The sequence below is a fragment of the Klebsiella sp. GG_Kp175 genome (assembly GCF_040062325.1).
Lineage (GTDB): Bacteria > Pseudomonadota > Gammaproteobacteria > Enterobacterales > Enterobacteriaceae > Klebsiella > Klebsiella quasipneumoniae.
The window spans coordinates 38,631-55,428 of sequence record NZ_JBEAFX010000007.1; the positions used below are offsets into that span (position 1 = coordinate 38,631).

The window sequence follows — 16,798 nt, forward strand, 5'->3', positions numbered from 1 at the left end:
GACGTAAAGAGGAAGCGCGCATGGAATGGCTTATTAAACACTGGTGGATTCTGGTGCTGGTCTTTTTGGTGGGGGTAATTATCAACGTGATTAAAGATCTAAACCGCGTTGACCACAAAAAATTCCTCAACAACAAACCCGATCTGCCGCCGCACCGTGATTTTAACGATAAATGGGACGATGACGACGACTGGCCGAAGCACGACCAGTCGAAGAAACCGTAAGTTTGCCGTTATCGCGGTAGCGCCCGCCTGTAACCCCGCCCGCCGGGGTTACAGCATTTCGATGATATCGTCCCCTTTCGGCGTACTGCCGCTCAGCGCCTCATCAAAATAGTGCTTCGGCACGGTGTAGCGCAGTCGCTCGATCGCGAACTGCATGCTGCGATCGTCAATGGCATGCCCCAGATCGTCCACAATATCTAAGGTCACGTCGCCCCCCGCCTGCAACAGCGCCTCCTGTGCCGACACCGCCCACGCCAGATCGATAACCCGATCGTCACCACCGTGGATCAGGTGAATGGTGGTGGCCGTCGTTGCGGTAACCGGCAGCGTCGCATAGCGGCCATTAAAGGCGATCACCCGCGAAGCCAGATCCGGCGCTGCTTTGATGCTCTCCAGCGACATGATCGCCCCCTGAGAGAAGCCGATCAGCGCGGTGGCCAGTGGGCTGATGCCGCTCTTTTCCTGCCAGTAGCGCACAATTTCAATAAAGGTCGGCATAATGGCGTCGATACGCTGCTGACGATTTTCTTCCGTCACTCCCTGCACCGAAAACCACTGCCGACCGTCAGGACCGCAAGGCTCCACCCCGCCAATGCTCACGATCAGCGCATCAGGAAACTGCGGCGCGAACCAGCTGCCAATTTGCCCCATGGAGACCGGGTTATCCCCCACGCCATGAAACAGCAGCAACAGCTGTTGCGCAGGCGTCGCAGGGCTTTGAACAATAAAATGATCGTGTTTCATGGCTGTCTCCTTAGTGTATGCGGGCAGTGTACGCCGCTCGCCAGATATGACCATGCCATTTAACTGAATGAGTTAGTTAAAAAAATTGCAGGTTCGCCACCTGCTGATGCAGCGCCTCGGCGCGCGCTGCATCGAGGAAGCGCAAAGCGTCAGCGGCCTCCTGACGCCATCTCGCCAGCAGGGCTTTACGCCCTGTTAGCTGCAGCGCGGCGCAGAGTTCGGCCTCTTCTTCCCCCTGCAGACGCCCGCGCAGGGCCGGCAACGGGATGTCGGCCTGCAACAGCAGGCGATTGAGGCAACCCAGCGCCGCGGCCAGCGGGCGATGGGCGAAGGCAAAGCTCGCCGCTTCCAGCCAGTCCTCATCACTAAGCATAGCCCCTGAAACGGCCGGCAGCGGCGCGGACGCTTGCCGCCACGGGCGCAGCCAGTATTCATCACGCTGTAGCCGCTGTGCCTCCCGTTGCGCGAGCTGATGCCCCGCTGCAGTCAGCGGGAACAGAGCCATCGCGGTATAGCACCCGCTGCTGGCCTCGCGATGGGTGCCCAGCCGCACGAGAATAAACCCACAGCGTTGCCAGAAGCGCCACAGCTCAGGGGTATAGCCAAAGCTGACGGAGAGATAATCATAACCTGCGGCATCGGCGGCGATATCGGCGATCATCTGTTGCCCCAGCCCTTCGCGCTGGCGGGCGGGGTGGACGGCGATCCGACTGACCCGCAGCCCGCGCAGCGTCGCCGCCAGGGGACTGCCGCCATGCGCCGCCAGCGACTGGGCGACCAGGTTCCCCCGCGGCCGGCGAAAACCCGCCCACACCGCCCGGCTGAGTTCGGGAGAAAGTCCCCCTTCGGCCACCAGCCACAGGGCGCCCGCCACCGCACCGCCGGCGCGAGCGCAGCGGAAAGCCTGGCCTGGAGCGTCCATCATGCGCCGCAGATCGAGAGGAGAAGTGCGGTAATGCGCCCCGGATAACAGCTGGTACATCGCTTCCGGCAGCGCCGGCTGCGTTTGCCAGCTAGACTGATTGACCGCCTCCAGGACTACCTCCCCCGTCGGCGCGTCGCGAAATGCCTCATCGCTGAAGATCAGCAGCTGGCTGATGGCCGACTCCAGCGGGCAGCCTGCGGCCCAGCGGATCGGCGCGCTCAGGCTGAACAATTGCAGATAGGGCAGGCTGGCGCAAAATTTCAGCAGGAACCCGCGACCGGTGCCCTCATAACCCTGCACCGTCGTGGTAAGTAGCGTGCGGGGAAAACGGCTAACCAGCTGCCGGAGAAGCGGAGCCGGTATAGCCGCGGCCTCATCGACAATCAGCCAGGACGCCTTTTCCTTCGACGACAGCAACGCATCAGGAGCCATAAAGCGAAACGCCTCGCCGGCAAAGCTCGCCAGCACGTCGACGGCGCTGCGGGTCGGGGCGGTAACAATGGCCTCGCCCGCGAGCTGGCGCAGCAGCATGCCCGCGAGGGCGGATTTGCCTCGCCCTCGTTCAGCCGTCACTGCTGCGATACCAGGCGGTAGACGCAATAATTGCCCAAGGATCGCCGCCTGTTCGGCCAGCGGGTGACCATCGGCGGGATGCCAGTCAGGGTGCCGGACGGCCAGCGGGAGCCGCGGCGAGTCCGACTGCCGCCAGAGCAGCACCTCGGGGTCGGCGATAAACTGCCGACAGCAGCGGAGAACAAAGTTGGGGGTAGAGATCGGGTCGGGCGTATCGCTCCAGCGCAGGGAGTCCTCATCCACCCGGGACGGCCAGTCGGCGAAAGAGGGCGTCAGCAGCACCAGCCAGCTTCCCGCCCGCAGCGTACCGCTCAGGGCCGCCAGGGCGGCCACATCAAACCCGCGCCGGGCATCGAAAAAGGCGTGCATCACTTCCCGCCCCAGCAGCGTCTTCAGGGCGCCAGGCGCCACGCCGGGCGCAGAAACCGGCTCGGAGCCCACCCACAGGCCATCGCCGCCGAGCCGCTCCCGCAGCGCCTGCGCCTGCTGCAGCGTCCAGGCCTCGTCGCCGCTGAGCACCAGCAGGCGGCGAATCCCCTCCCGCGCCATCTGCGCGGTGAGGTCAAGCAGCGCGTCCATCATCAGGGGCGATTACAGCGCGCTGCCGAAGGTGTTGCACTGCGCCGGGTCGCCGCTGTCGAAACCGCGTTTGAACCAGGTGTAGCGCTGTTTTGACGTTCCGTGGGTAAAGCTGTCCGGTACCACCCGCCCCTGGCTCTGCTGCTGCAGACGGTCGTCGCCGATGGCCTCGGCGGCGTTTAACGCCTCCTGCAGATCGCCGGTTTCCAGAATATCCTGCTGCTGCATATTATGCCCCCAGACGCCGGCGAAGCAGTCTGCCTGTAGCTCCATCTTAACCGACAGCCGGTTGGCTTCGGCCTCGGTGGCATGCTGCTGTTGCTGGCGAACCTTCGGCTCAATGCCCAGCAGTTTTTGTACGTGATGACCCACTTCATGGGCAATGACGTACCCCTGGGCAAAGTCGCCATCGGCGCCCAGTTTATTTTTCATCTCATCGTAGAATGACAGGTCGATATAGACCGTACTGTCGGCAGGACAGTAGAACGGCCCCATCACCGACTGGCCGGTACCGCAGCCGGTACGGGTCGCGCCGCGGTAGAGCACCAGCTTTGGCTGAGGGTACTGGCGGCCCATCTTTTCAAAAATCGGTCCCCAGGTATCTTCGGTGGTGGCCAGAATGACGGAAGTAAACTTCGCCGCTTCATCGTCTTTCGGACTGATGGAGCGCTGCGTGGAGGTCTGCTGCTGCGGCATCGGTTCGCCGGTCAACATGCCGGTCAAATCCACGCCGTAGTAGCCCGCCACCAGCACAATAATCAGCAGTACAATGCCGCCCTTCCCGCTCGGCAGACGGAAGCCGCCGCCCCCGCCGCCGCCAAACGGCGAGCCTGATTGTCCACGTCGATCTTCAACATTGTCGCTTTCGCGACGCCCTTGCCAGCGCATAAGCACCTCATTCCCTGTTATGTATCAATAGCAGAGATCGTAGGCGGTTCAGCGCAGGATTACCACAGGAAACAGCAAGAGACGCCAGAAGATGAGGCCATCTTCTGGCGGCGGGCGGGTTAGTCGAGCTTAACGCCCAGACGGTGAGCCACTTCTTCGTAGGCTTCGATCAGGCCGCCAAGGCTCTGGCGGAAGCGGTCTTTGTCCATTTTATCGAGGGTGTTTTTGTCCCACAGGCGGCTGCCGTCCGGCGAAAACTCATCGCCCAGGACCACTTCGCCTTTGAACAGACCAAACTCCAGCTTAAAGTCCACCAGAATCAGACCGGCGTCATCGAACAGCTTTTTCAGCACGTCGTTGGCTTTGTAGGTCAGCTCGCGCATCCGCGCCAGATTCTCTTTGCTCACCCAGCCGAAGGTTTCGCAATAGGAGTCGTTGACCATCGGATCGTGCATGGCATCGTTTTTCAGGAACAGATCGAACAGCGGCGGATTCAGCTCGATTCCTTCTTCAATGCCTAAACGTTTTACCAGCGAGCCTGCCGCACGGTTACGCACCACGCACTCCACCGGCACCATATCCAGTTTTTTTACCAGGCATTCGGTATCGGAGAGCAGCGCTTCCATCTGGGTAGGGATGCCCGCTTCTGCCAGTTTGCTCATAATGAAGTGGTTGAACTTGTTATTCACCATGCCTTTACGATCGAACTGCTCGATGCGCGCGCCATCACCTGCTGACGTATCGTTACGGAATTCCAGTACCAGCAGGTCCGGATTATCGGTGCTGTATACTGTCTTCGCCTTACCACGATACAACTCAGCTTGCTTTTTCATCTTTCACTACTCCAGTGATATTGAGCCTAAAAATACGTTTCCACCTATACACAAAATCATTCAAAGTGCATCGAGGCGGCAACTGAGCGAATCCCCAGGAGCTTACAAAAGTAAGTGACTGGGGTGAACGAAGGCGGCCAACAAAGAGGCAATTTGAAGGATGATGTGCATACGCACACGTTTGCGTCACTATATATTAAAAGGGCCGGATTGCTCCAGCCCTTTCGTTTACTTGTTAAATGCGGCCTGGAATACGGCTACCAGGGCGTCATTTTGCGACTGCGTCAGGGTGTGGCCTTTCGGGTCGATGAACTGCAGGCTACTGCGGTTATCGAGGTCGCCGACCTGAAGTTTGTAGTCACCGGAGGCCAGCTGCGGGTCGCGTGCGCCCAGCTCCTGCCAGCTGCTGTCAGACAGCGGCTTGTAGGTCAGCGCCATGCTGCCCTGAGAGCGCGTGCTGTCGGTCACTTTCATCCCCACTTTCTCGAGGGCGCCTGGCAGACGCTGCCACACCATGTTAAACGGCGCGCGAACAACGAGCATCGGCAGACCCGTATCGTCGGCAGCGCTCTGCACGTCGAAGGTGGCGCCCGCGCTGCGCTGGGCGGCGTTCTGGGCGCTGGTGGCGTTCATGTCCAGGCCTTCCGAAATGACGTTCAGCATGGCGGTGCTGTAGCGCTGCAGTGACGCCGGATCGGCAACCGGTTTACCCGCCTGCTCCAGATTCACCAGCTTGACCACCACCGCTTGCTGATAGCCCTGCGGTTTGACGGAGATTTGATAACGACCGCGATACTGCTGATCTTCATCAAGACGGTTCCACTCAACCCAGTCGGTGTTCAGCGTCTGGCTCGCATCATCGCGCTTGGCGATAACGTAGTTCTTCGACTGAAGAATGCTGGTAACCTGCGCCCACAGCGAACCGCTGCGGCCGTTCTCGACCATCAGCGTCGCGGTATCGCCGTTGAACTGGGTGCGGGCGCCGCTAACCAATGCCAGCGGCTGCGCCGGCGGGCGAATGTCCAGCGCCTTGCCGACCGCGCCGGTGCTGTTGGCCACCGGAATGTTGTAATCACCCACCTGAATCGGCAGGATCATCCCCGCCGGCGCGTGAAGTTCGCTCAACGGTGACGCCTGTAAATAGGCCTCATCACCGCTCACCTGACGCTTATAGCGCGAGTCGGAACTACAGGCCGCGAGGAGTAGAACCAGCGAAACACCCGCAACCTTCGCCAGGCGCGACTTCTGTACTGAGTAAGCCATCAAATCTCCCTAAACTTTACAGCAAACCGGCATGCTTCAGCGCGGCGGTAACGGCTTCACGACCCTGGTCGGTGATAGGCGTCATCGGCAAGCGCAGCGTATCGGTCGCCACAAGACCCAACGCCTTGCATCCCCATTTCACCGGGATAGGATTGGGTTCGACAAATAATTTTGTATGCAATGGCATCAGACGCTGGTTAATCGCCCGGGCTTCGGCAAATTGACCCGCCAGCGCCAGACGGCACATGTCGGCCATTTCGCGCGCCGCCACGTTGGCGGTGACGGAAATCACGCCCACGCCGCCGAGCTGCATGAAGTCCATACCGGTCGCATCGTCACCGCTCAGCAGAATAAAGTCGTCTGAAACCAGCTCTTTGATCTGGTGAACGCGACTTAAGTTCCCTGTAGCTTCCTTAATACCGACAATATTTTTAATTTCCGCCAGACGGCCAACGGTTTCCGGCAGCATATCGCAACCGGTACGGGACGGCACATTATACAGAATTTGCGGCAGGTCAGTATGTTCGGCGATAGCTTTAAAGTGCTGGAACAGGCCTTCCTGGGTAGGACGGTTATAATAAGGAGTGACCGTCAGGCAGCCGACAACGCCGCTGTCGTTAAAACGCTTGGTCAGGCTAATCGCCTCTGCGGTTGCATTGGCTCCCGTTCCAGCGATCACCGGGATACGCCCGTCAGCCAGTTCCAGCGTCATCATCACCACGTCGCCGTGCTCTTCATGGCTCAGCGTTGCGGATTCACCGGTAGTCCCTACCGAAACGATCGCCGAGGTTCCGTTGGCGACATGGTAATCAATCAGTTTTTTCAGGCTTGTCCGGCAGACATTACCGTTTTCATCCATCGGCGTGACAAGCGCTACAATACTTCCCGTGAACATGGGCCATCCTCAGAGCAGAAGTGCGACAAGATTCTCAATGTTACGTTTGGAGCTGCAATAAAAGCAAGAGACCCGACGCCATCAGGGATGTTGTATGGCGGTTTTTTTTATGCTTTCCTAATGTTACCTCACCTTTTTAAAGGAAGAACAGGTTTGACAGCCTCATTACAACACTATCTGGTTATTACCGCCCTGGGGGCTGACCGTCCCGGCATCGTGAATACGATCACTCGCCACGTCAGCAGCTGCGGTTGTAATATCGAAGACAGCCGGCTGGCCATGCTCGGTGATGAGTTTACGTTTATCATGCTGCTTTCCGGGTCGTGGAATGCGATTAACCTGATCGAATCAACCCTGCCGCTGAAAGGCGCGGAGCTGGAGCTGTTGATCGTGATGAAACGCACCACCGCGCGCCCCCCGCAGGCCATGCCAAACACCGTCTGGGTCCAGGTTGAGGTGCCGGACTCACCGCATATCATCGAGCGCTTCACTGCCCTGTGCGATACATGGAATATGAATATCGCGGAACTGGTGTCCCGCACGCAGCCGGGAGACGGTGATTCCGCGCAGCTTTTTATTCAGATAACTGCCCACAGTCCTGCGACGCAAAATGCAGCAAATATCGAACAAGCGTTCAAAGCCCTATGTACAGAACTCAACGCACAAGGCAGTATTAACATCGTTAATTATTCACAGCATGATGAACAGGATGGAGTTTAACCCATGACCCCACTGAAAGCCGGTGATCTTGCACCGAAATTTAGCTTACCGGACCAGGACGGCGAGGAAGTAAATTTAACCGACTTCCAGGGACAGCGTGTCCTGGTTTATTTTTACCCGAAGGCCATGACCCCGGGCTGCACCGTCCAGGCGTGCGGCTTGCGCGACAACATGGACGACCTGAAGAAAGCCGGTGTGGAAGTGCTGGGCATCAGCACCGATAAACCGGAAAAGCTCTCCCGCTTCGCCGAAAAAGAGCTGCTGAACTTTACGCTGCTGTCTGATGAAAACCATCAGGTTTGCGAGCAGTTTGGCGTCTGGGGCGAAAAATCCTTTATGGGGAAAACCTACGACGGGATCCACCGTATCAGCTTCCTCGTCGATGCCGATGGCAAAATCGAACACGTCTTTGATGACTTCAAAACCAGCAATCACCACGACGTGGTGCTGAACTGGCTGAAAGAAAACGCCTGATGCAAAGCAAGACGCCGGGTGAGAGAACCTCGCCCGGCGTCTTTTTTTATCCTCAATGCCTTAGTCGTCGTCGACCACCAGGCCATCCGGCCAGGCATGCACCACCGCTTTAATCAACGTGGCCAGCGGAATGGCGAAGAAGACGCCCCAGAACCCCCACAAACCGCCAAAGATCACCACCGACAGGATAATCACCAGCGGGTGCAGATTCACCGCTTCCGAGAACAGCACCGGGACCAGCAGATTGCCGTCAAGCCCCTGAATAATCAGATAGACCGCGAACAGACTCCAGAACTCGGTGCCCGCGCCAAACTGAAACAGCGCCACCCCCACCACCGGAATGGTCACCACAAATGCACCAATATAGGGGATCAGCACCGAGAAGCCCACCAGCACCGCCAACAGCAGCGAGTAGTTGAGGCCGAAAAGGATGAAGCCTATCCAGGTGGCGACGCTGACGACAATCATCTCCAGCACCTTACCGCGAATGTAGTTGGTGATTTGCTGGTTCATCTCCTTCCATACCTGCCCGGCCAGGCCGCGGTTGCGCGGCAGCACGCGGCGTACCGCGTTGAGCATCTGCTCTTTATCCTTCAGCAGGAAGAAGACCATCAGCGGCACCAGCACCAGATACACCGCCAGCGTAAGCAGCCCCACCAGCGAGGCGAGAGAATACTTGACCACTGAGTCGCCCACCGTCAGCATCCGGGTGCGCATATTTTCCGCCATCGCATCGATGATGCCGGCATCCATTAACGCCGGATAGCGCCGCGGCAGCGTGGCGGCAAAATCAGAGAGCTTGTTGAGCATGCCCGGCATATCGCGGATAAGGTAGATCCCCTGCTGCCAGGCCACCGGCAGCACCACGAAAGCCAGCAACAGCAGGATGCCCACGAAGAGGATCAGCACCAGCGAGGTCGCCCAGGTGCGCGACAGACCGATGCGCTCCAGGCGCACGGTCGGCCACTCCAGCAAATAGGCCAGCACGATAGCCACCAGTAACGGGGCCAGCAGGCCGCTGAAAAAGAACATGATGCCGAAACCGGCAAGCAAAATAACCAGCAGCGCTATCGCCTCAGGGTCGCTGAATCGACGGCGGTACCACTGCATTAACATCTCGAGCATAAAACCTTCCCTGAAGCGCAAAGCGGCGACAAACGGAGGAATTGTATCGAAATGTCACAAAAAAGACTTCGCTTTTTGATGCGCAGCAGACAAACCCGTCTCCGCCGTGAAGAACCTATTTTCAATGTGTCTAACGCCAGCTAAACTCGCTGGGATGCGGCCAGGGAACATTGCGTCGCACAATCGGTCAAACTGGCACACCCACATTACAGGACAGAGGTTATGTTCAGGCAGTTGAAGAAAACGCTGGTGGCGACCGTGATCGCGTCGCTGACGCTGGGTTCGTTAGGCCCTGCTTTTGCTGACTCCGCAGATACCCTGCCGGACATGGGGACCTCCGCAGGAAGCACGCTGTCGATTGGTCAGGAAATGCAGATGGGGGATTACTACGTCCGCCAGCTGCGCGGCAGCGCGCCGCTGATCAACGACCCTCTGCTGGTGCAATACATCAACGGGCTGGGCATGCGTCTGGTCTCGCATGCGAATTCGGTGCGCACCCCGTTCCACTTCTATTTGATTAATAACGACCAAATCAACGCCTTCGCCTTCTTCGGCGGCAATGTGGTCCTCCACTCGGCCCTGTTCCGCTATTCCGATAATGAGAGCGAACTGGCCTCTGTCATGGCGCACGAAATTTCCCACGTTACGCAGCGGCATCTTGCCCGCGCAATGGAAGATCAGAAGCGCAATGCGCCGCTGACCTGGGTCGGCGCGCTGGGTTCAATTCTGCTGGCGATGGCCAGCCCGCAGGCCGGGATGGCGGCGCTGACCGGGACGCTGGCCGGCACCCAACAGGGCATGATCAGCTTCACCCGTCAGAACGAAGAAGAGGCCGACCGGATTGGTATTCAGGTTCTGCAACGCTCGGGATTCGACCCGCAGGCCATGCCGATGTTTATGGGTAAACTGCTTGATGAGTCGCGCTACTCGACGCGGCCGCCGGAAATGCTGCTCACCCACCCTCTGCCGGAAAGCCGGCTTGCCGATGCTCGTAACCGCGCCAACCAGATGCGCCCGGTTGTCGTGCAGTCCTCAGCGGACTTCTATCTGGCGAAGGCGCGTACCCTCGGAATGTACACCAACGGCGACAATAAGCTGGGCATCGATCTGCTCAACGCCTGGGATAAAGGCAATATCCGCCAGCAGCATGCCGCGCAGTATGGCCGCGCCCTGCTGGCGATGGAAAGCAACAACTTTGACCAGGCGCGCAAAACGCTGCAGCCGCTGCTCAGCGCCGATCCGCAAAATCCCTGGTATCTCGATCTGGCCACCGATATCGACCTCGGGCAGAAGAAAACCGGCGACGCCATCAACCGTCTTAAAAACGCTCGTGAACTGCGCACCAATCCGGTGCTGCAGTTGAACCTGGCCAACGCCCTCCTGCAGGGCGGACAGCCCGGGGAAGCGGCGACCATCCTGAATCGTTATACCTTTACCTATAAAGAGGATGGCAACGGCTGGGACCTGCTGGCTCAGGCGGAAGGCGCCCTGGGCAATCGCGACCAGGAGCTGGCGGCGCGGGCAGAAAGCATGGCGCTGGTCGGCCAGCTGGAACAGGCGATTTCCCTGCTCAGCAGCGCCAGCTCGCAAGTGAAACTCGGTAGTCTGCAGCAGGCCCGCTACGATGCCCGCATCGACCAGCTACGTGAGCTACAGGCCCGCTTCCGCCCCTACCAAAAAATGTAAGGAGACCCCATGACCGACGCGGTAAAAATTTACCATAACCCACGCTGCTCGAAGAGCCGCGAAACGCTGAGCCTGTTGAAGAGCCACGGCATCGATCCTGAGGTGGTGCTTTATCTTGAGACGCCACCGGATGCCGGGACGCTGCGTCAACTGCTGCAGCTGCTGGATATGGAGAGCCCCCGCGAGCTCATGCGCCAGAAAGAGGATCTGTATAAATCGCTCAATCTTGCCGACCCGGCGCTCAGCGACGCGGCGCTGATACAGGCGATGGTCGCCAATCCTAAGCTTATCGAACGCCCCATTGTCGTTAGCCGCGGCCAGGCGCGTATTGGCCGACCGCCGGAGCAGGTCCTCGAGATCGTAAGCTAACCCACCCGCGCCGCGCTATCGCGGCGCTTTTTTACGTAGCCGATTCCAGATCTTCCACGCCAATCCCTCCCGCCCGCCTTGCAGTGCTACTGTTCATCTATCGCTCAATCCACTGGACGGATGAACATGAAAAAACCAACCTCAACGCCTCATGATGCCGTATTTAAGAGCTATCTCTCCCATCCTGATACCGCCCGCGATTTTCTGCGGCTGTACCTGCCCGAGACGCTGCTTAAGGTGTGCGATCTGCGTACGCTGCATCTCGAGTCCGGGCATTTTGTCGAAGACGATCTGCGTCCCTTTTACGCCGACATTCTGTATTCCCTGAAAACCACGGCGGGAGACGGCTATATTTATGCGCTTATCGAACACCAGAGCACGCCCGATCGGCATATGGCCTTTCGTCTGATGCGCTACGCCATCGCCGCCATGCAGCGCCACCTTGATGCCGGCCACGATCGGCTGCCGCTGGTGATCCCTGTTCTCTTCTACCACGGTCTGGTGAGCCCCTACCCGTTCTCGCTGCGCTGGCTCGATGAATTCGTCGCTCCGGAGCTGGCCGGCCACCTTTATCACGGGGCGTTTCCGCTGGCGGACATTACCGTCATTCCGGATGACGACATTGCCACCCATCAGCGCATGGCGACGCTGGAGTTACTGCAAAAACATATTCGACAACGCGATCTGGCGCAGCTCCTCGACAAGCTGAGCGAATTATTATTGACTGGTCTGGCGACGGAATCGCAGGTACAAGCCCTGATGCACTATCTGGTGCAGGCAGGCAACGCGCGAGAGCCGATCAAGTTCATTCGCGAGCTGGCGTTACGTACGCCGCAGCACAAGGAGACGTTGATGACAATTGCGGAATATCTGGAACAACAGGGCCTGGAGCGGGGCCTGGCGCAGGGCCGTCAGGAAGGCCGGAAGGAAGAGGCGCAGCGTATCGCCGCCGCTATGCTACACAGTGGCCTGGCGCGCGATCTGGTCGCCCGGTTGACCGGGCTGACGGAGGAGGAACTGACTCCGCAGGCGGACTAGAGTTTAAGGATCTCTTTCACGAAGGGGATCGTCAGCTTGCGCTGAGCGGTAATCGAGGCATGATCCAGCTGATCGAGGGTCATAAACAGCGAGCGCATTTCGCGATCCAGCCGCTTCAGCAGGAAGCGGCAAACGTCCTCCGGCATCTCGAAGCCGCGCAGTCTGGCGCGCAGCTGCAGGGCCTGCAGCTTGTCTTCATCCGACAGCGGCTGCAGCTTATAGATCTGCCCCCAGTCAAGCCGCGAGGCGAGATCCGGCAGACCAAGATTCAGTTGCCGCGGCGGCCGGTCCCCGGTGATCAGCAGACGGGTTTTACCTGATTCCAGGATCCGGTTGTAGAGATTAAAGATGGCCATTTCCCAGGGCTCATCCCCGGCGACGCACTCGATGTTATCGATGCAGACCAGCGCCAGCTGTTCCATCCCCTCCAGCACCTCCGGCACAAACCAGGTGCGTTTATCCAGCGGCACGTAGCCCACGGCATCCCCGCGCTGGGAAAGCTCGGCGCAGGCGGCATGTAACAGGTGGCTGCGACCCGCCCCTTCACGTGACCAGATATAAATATACCCGCTGTGTTCCTGGCGCAGTACGTTCTGGAGGGCAGCAAGTAGGGAAGGATTATCACCCGGCCAGAAACTCGCGAAGGTTTCGTCGTCAGGAAGATACAGTGGCAAAGAGAGCTGTGCCGGTGCGTTCAGATGGACCTCAACATAGGCTTACAGAAAAACGCGAAGAGTTTATCACAGATTTAGGTCAGGAGAGAACCGGGCGGGATCGCCGCCCGGCCAGACGATCGTTATTTAACCTCTTCGCTATCCGCGGCGTCGAGAACCACCTCTTCCGGACGCAGGACGCTGATAAGCTTGAAAATCAGGCTGAGCGCGATACCGACGATGGTGGCCAGCGCCATCCCTTTCAGCTCAGCGGCGCCGATGTGCACTTTGGCACCGCTGACGCCGATGATCAGGATCACGGAGGTGAGAATCAGATTCTGCGCCTTGCTGTAATCCACCTTCGATTCAATCAGTACGCGGATCCCTGAGGCGCCGATTACCCCGTACAGCAGCAGCGACACGCCGCCCATCACCGGCACCGGGATGATCTGGATCGCCGCCGCCAGTTTGCCGACGCAGGAGAGCAGAATCGCAATGATCGCCGCGCCGCCGATAACCCAGGTGCTGTAGACGCGGGTAATCGCCATCACGCCGATATTTTCCCCGTAGGTGGTGTTAGGCGTCGAGCCGAAGAAGCCGGAAACGATCGTCGACAGGCCATTGGCAAACATCGAACGATGCAGGCCCGGGTCGCGGATCAGATCGCGTTTGACGATATTGGCCGTCACCACCAGGTGACCGACGTGCTCGGCAATCACCACCAGCGCAGCGGGCAGAATGGTGAAGATGGCGAACCATTCAAAACGCGGCGTGTAGAAGGTTGGCAGCGCGAACCAGTGCGCTTCGGCGATCGGGGTGGTATCGACCACGCCCATCACAAACGACAGCGCATAGCCCACCAGAACGCCAATCAGGATCGGGATAATCGCCAGGAAGCCGCGGAACAGGACCGAACCAAACACCGTCACCGCCAGGGTCACCATCGAGATAATAATGGTTTTACTGTCCGGCGACTGGCCGTCGGCCGGCAGCAGCCCGGCCATGTTGGCCGCCACGCCCGCCAGCTCCAGACCGATAACCGCCACGATGGCCCCCATCGCCGCCGGGGGGAACATCACATCCAGCCAGCCGGTACCGGCTTTTTTGACAATAAAGGAGACGAGGCAGAACAGCACGCCGCACATAATGAAACCGCCCAGCGCCACTTCATAGCCCAGCGGCAGCAGGAGCAGCACTGGAGAGATAAAGGCGAAACTCGATCCCAGATACGCCGGGATTTTGCCTTTACAGATAAAGAGGTACAGCAGCGTACCAATACCGTTGAACAGCAGCACGGTGGCCGGGTTGATGTGGAACAGGATTGGCACCAGCACCGTTGCGCCAAACATGGCAAACAGGTGCTGCAAACTAAGCGGGATAGTCTGTAAAAGCGGCGGTCTTTCACTCACCCCGATAGCACGGCGCGTCATAGTGTTTTCCTCTGAGATGGTTAGTTATGTGTGTTTTATTCAAAAAAAAGCCGACTCTCAAAGTCGGCTTATTTATCGTTATGCGATTATTTCGTACCAAAGATCTTGTCGCCGGCATCGCCGAGACCGGGAATGATGTACCCGTGCTCGTTCAGTCCCTTATCGACAGAGGCGGTGTACAGCTCAACGTCCGGGTGCGCTTTCTCCAGCGCGGCAATTCCTTCCGGCGCCGCCACTAGTACCAGCACCTTGATGCTGGTGCAGCCGGCGTTTTTCAGCAGATCGATAGTGGCGATCATCGACCCACCGGTGGCCAGCATCGGGTCAACCACCAGCGCCATACGCTCATCGATGTTGGACACCAGCTTCTGGAAGTAAGGTACCGGCTCGAGGGTCTCTTCATTGCGATAAATACCCACCACGCTGATACGCGCGCTCGGCACGTGCTCAAGTACCCCTTCCATCATGCCGAGGCCTGCGCGCAGGATTGGCACGACGGTAATTTTCTTGCCCTTGATCTGCTCAACTTCCACCGGGCCGTTCCAGCCTTCGATGGTCACTTTCTCGGTCGCCAGATCGGCGGTGGCTTCATAAGTCAGTAAGCTGCCCACTTCAGAGGCGAGTTCACGGAAGCGTTTGGTGCTGATGTCGTGCTCGCGCATCAGGCCCAGCTTGTGTTTGACGAGTGGGTGTTTGACTTCCACAATCTTCATTCTCTTTCTCCTCTGAGGGGCAGCCACAAAAAAAATCGCGGGATTATACCGCTTTTTTCGGATTAGGCCATACCCATCTTGCTTGACGTATATCAAGCAAAGTGATTTAGAGACAAAAAAACCGGAGGCGAGGCTCCGGTTTTAGCGCGGGGTTCTGCCGGGCGGCGCTAACGCTTACCCGGACCGCAAACCCCGCAGGCCCGATAAGCGCAGCGCCACGGGGGAATTATAGCTGCTCCCCGTTGCTGGCAATCACCTTCTTATACCAGTCGAACGACTTCTTCTTACTGCGCTCCAGCGTGCCGTTGCCTTCATTATCTTTATCCACGTAGATAAAGCCGTAGCGTTTTTTCATCTCCCCCGTTCCGGCGGAAACCAGATCGATACAGCCCCACGGGGTATAACCCATAAGATCGACGCCATCCTCGACCACCGCCTTTTTCATCTCCGCTATATGCGCGGAGAGATAATCGATACGGTACTGGTCATCCACGCTGCCGTCCGCTTCACGAACATCGATCGCGCCAAAACCGTTTTCGACAATAAACAGCGGTAGCTGATAGTGATCCCAGAACCAGTTCAGAGAATAGCGCAGGCCGACCGGGTCAATCTGCCAGCCCCAGTCCGACTTTTTCACGTACGGGTTGGAGACCAGGCTGGTGGTTTCATCATAATCGAGCAAGGGGTTGTCTTCGGTGGCTTTGGTGGCGAAGGACATATAGTAGCTAAAGCCGATGTAGTCGACACAGCCTTCGGTTAACGCCTGACGATCGGCTTCGGTGATGTCCAGGCTAAAGCCGCGGCGGGCAAAATAGTTGAGCAGATGCTGCGGATAGCGGCCGCGCACGTGGACATCGGTGAACCAGTACCGACGGTGCATGGCGTTCATCGCCATCATCATATCGTCCGGCGCGCAGGTCAGCGGATAGATAGGGCACATGGCGATCATGCAGCCTATCTGCAGAGCAGGGTTGATCTCGCGCGCCGCTTTCACCGCCAGGGCGCTGGCCACCAGCTCATAATGTGCGGCCTGGTACATTACCGGTTCCCGATCTTCACCCGGTAAATACTTCAGACCGGAGTTGGTGAAAGGGGCAAAGTCCTCATGGTAGTTAGCCTGGTTGTTGATCTCGTTGAAGGTCATCCAGTACTTCACTTTATGCTGATAGCGGGTGAAGACGACCCTGGCGAAGCGCACGAAAAAGTCGATCAGCTTGCGGTTACGCCAGCCGCCGTACTCGGTGACCAGGTGATAGGGCATTTCAAAATGCGACAGCGTAATGACCGGTTCAATACCGTGTTTCAGACATTCGTCGAACAGATCGTCATAAAACTGCAGGCCAGCCTCGTTCGGCTCCTGTTCATCGCCCTGCGGGAAAATACGCGTCCAGGCAATCGAGGTGCGGAAACATTTGAAGCCCATTTCGGCAAACAGCGCCAGGTCCTGCGGGTAGCGATGATAAAAATCGATCGCCTCATGGTTCGGGTAGTTTTTTCCCGCCACCACGCCGTCGGTGATTTCCCGCGGCACGCCGTGGGCGCCGGCGGTCATCACATCCGCCACGCTGACCCCCTTGCCCCCCTCCTGCCAGCCGCCCTCTAACTGATGCGCCGCCACCGCGCCGCCCCACAGAAAACCTTCTTTAAATCCGGACATAGTCTCTCC

Annotated in this window: 18 protein-coding genes; 6 read left to right on the top strand and 12 right to left on the bottom strand. The window is 58.5% G+C overall.

The window, feature by feature from the left end; all coding sequences use genetic code 11:
- The first annotated feature begins 20 nt into the window (after window positions 1-20).
- Window positions 21-224, top strand: coding sequence for a YpfN family protein (locus ABLU73_RS13390; protein WP_002913768.1), 204 nt, complete (start codon window positions 21-23; stop codon window positions 222-224).
- A gap of 48 nt (window positions 225-272) precedes the next feature.
- Here the strand turns inward: ABLU73_RS13390 and ypfH are convergent, their stop codons facing one another.
- The 6 genes from ypfH to dapA all read right to left on the bottom strand — a co-directional run bounded on the left by ypfH (window position 273) and on the right by dapA (window position 6,924).
- Window positions 273-968: an esterase gene (gene ypfH / locus ABLU73_RS13395; RefSeq protein ID WP_004201952.1), complete on the bottom strand. Its 696-nt coding sequence runs from the start codon at window positions 966-968 to the stop codon at window positions 273-275.
- 76 nt (window positions 969-1,044) lie between these two features.
- Window positions 1,045-3,048 (bottom strand): GNAT family N-acetyltransferase, encoded by a 2,004-nt coding sequence (locus ABLU73_RS13400; RefSeq protein WP_264924703.1) that lies wholly within the window; start codon window positions 3,046-3,048, stop codon window positions 1,045-1,047.
- Between the two features lie 9 nt (window positions 3,049-3,057).
- Entirely contained in the window at window positions 3,058-3,933 is an 876-nt protein-coding gene (locus ABLU73_RS13405; protein WP_004201945.1) for a neutral zinc metallopeptidase, read from the bottom strand.
- Window positions 3,934-4,052: 119 nt separating this feature from the next.
- Complete coding sequence (gene purC / locus ABLU73_RS13410) at window positions 4,053-4,766, bottom strand: phosphoribosylaminoimidazolesuccinocarboxamide synthase (RefSeq protein ID WP_002913801.1); 714 nt, start codon at window positions 4,764-4,766, stop codon at window positions 4,053-4,055.
- 228 nt (window positions 4,767-4,994) lie between these two features.
- Window positions 4,995-6,029 carry an outer membrane protein assembly factor BamC gene (gene bamC / locus ABLU73_RS13415; protein ID WP_004201942.1) on the bottom strand — a complete coding sequence of 345 codons (1,035 nt, stop codon included), beginning with the start codon at window positions 6,027-6,029 and terminating at the stop codon, window positions 4,995-4,997.
- Window positions 6,030-6,045: 16 nt separating this feature from the next.
- Window positions 6,046-6,924, bottom strand: a complete 879-nt coding sequence (dapA, locus tag ABLU73_RS13420) for a 4-hydroxy-tetrahydrodipicolinate synthase (protein WP_017900447.1) — start codon at window positions 6,922-6,924, stop codon at window positions 6,046-6,048.
- A gap of 153 nt (window positions 6,925-7,077) precedes the next feature.
- Between dapA and ABLU73_RS13425 the strand changes: the two genes are divergently transcribed.
- On the top strand, window positions 7,078-7,644 hold the full coding sequence (locus ABLU73_RS13425) for a glycine cleavage system transcriptional repressor (protein ID WP_002913804.1): 567 nt from the start codon (window positions 7,078-7,080) through the stop codon (window positions 7,642-7,644).
- 3 nt (window positions 7,645-7,647) lie between these two features.
- Window positions 7,648-8,118 carry a thioredoxin-dependent thiol peroxidase gene (bcp, locus tag ABLU73_RS13430; RefSeq protein WP_004201935.1) on the top strand — a complete coding sequence of 157 codons (471 nt, stop codon included), beginning with the start codon at window positions 7,648-7,650 and terminating at the stop codon, window positions 8,116-8,118.
- A gap of 60 nt (window positions 8,119-8,178) precedes the next feature.
- Here bcp and ABLU73_RS13435 read toward each other — a convergent pair whose 3' ends face one another.
- Both ABLU73_RS13435 and ABLU73_RS13440 read right to left on the bottom strand, forming a co-directional pair.
- Complete coding sequence (locus ABLU73_RS13435; protein ID WP_004201933.1) at window positions 8,179-9,243, bottom strand: AI-2E family transporter; 1,065 nt, start codon at window positions 9,241-9,243, stop codon at window positions 8,179-8,181.
- A gap of 54 nt (window positions 9,244-9,297) precedes the next feature.
- Window positions 9,298-9,414 carry a hypothetical protein gene (locus ABLU73_RS13440; protein ID WP_032425793.1) on the bottom strand — a complete coding sequence of 39 codons (117 nt, stop codon included), beginning with the start codon at window positions 9,412-9,414 and terminating at the stop codon, window positions 9,298-9,300.
- A gap of 51 nt (window positions 9,415-9,465) precedes the next feature.
- Between ABLU73_RS13440 and bepA the strand changes: the two genes are divergently transcribed.
- The 3 genes from bepA to ABLU73_RS13455 all read left to right on the top strand — a co-directional run bounded on the left by bepA (window position 9,466) and on the right by ABLU73_RS13455 (window position 12,336).
- Window positions 9,466-10,929, top strand: a complete 1,464-nt coding sequence (gene bepA, locus ABLU73_RS13445; protein ID WP_202678365.1) for a beta-barrel assembly-enhancing protease — start codon at window positions 9,466-9,468, stop codon at window positions 10,927-10,929.
- 9 nt (window positions 10,930-10,938) lie between these two features.
- A complete protein-coding gene (gene arsC, locus ABLU73_RS13450) occupies window positions 10,939-11,298 on the top strand; it encodes an arsenate reductase (glutaredoxin) (RefSeq protein WP_064150931.1) in 360 nt (119 codons plus the stop codon).
- Window positions 11,299-11,424: 126 nt separating this feature from the next.
- Complete coding sequence (locus ABLU73_RS13455) at window positions 11,425-12,336, top strand: Rpn family recombination-promoting nuclease/putative transposase (protein ID WP_064178304.1); 912 nt, start codon at window positions 11,425-11,427, stop codon at window positions 12,334-12,336.
- On the opposite strand, the gene ABLU73_RS13460 is transcribed toward ABLU73_RS13455, so the two are convergent.
- The 4 genes from ABLU73_RS13460 to ABLU73_RS13475 form a co-directional block, all read right to left on the bottom strand.
- A complete protein-coding gene (locus ABLU73_RS13460) occupies window positions 12,333-13,034 on the bottom strand; it encodes a DnaA inactivator Hda (RefSeq protein ID WP_020947395.1) in 702 nt (233 codons plus the stop codon). The two genes, ABLU73_RS13455 and ABLU73_RS13460, sit on opposite strands and share 4 nt — an antisense overlap.
- Before the next feature lie 98 nt (window positions 13,035-13,132).
- Window positions 13,133-14,419 carry a uracil permease gene (gene uraA / locus ABLU73_RS13465; protein ID WP_017900445.1) on the bottom strand — a complete coding sequence of 429 codons (1,287 nt, stop codon included), beginning with the start codon at window positions 14,417-14,419 and terminating at the stop codon, window positions 13,133-13,135.
- Window positions 14,420-14,505: 86 nt separating this feature from the next.
- The gene (upp, locus tag ABLU73_RS13470) at window positions 14,506-15,132 is read right to left on the bottom strand and encodes a uracil phosphoribosyltransferase (protein ID WP_004201927.1); all 627 of its coding nucleotides are present in this window, start codon (window positions 15,130-15,132) and stop codon (window positions 14,506-14,508) included.
- 226 nt (window positions 15,133-15,358) lie between these two features.
- Window positions 15,359-16,789, bottom strand: a complete 1,431-nt coding sequence (locus ABLU73_RS13475; protein WP_017900444.1) for a 6-phospho-beta-glucosidase — start codon at window positions 16,787-16,789, stop codon at window positions 15,359-15,361.
- Between the last annotated feature and the right edge of the window lie 9 nt (window positions 16,790-16,798).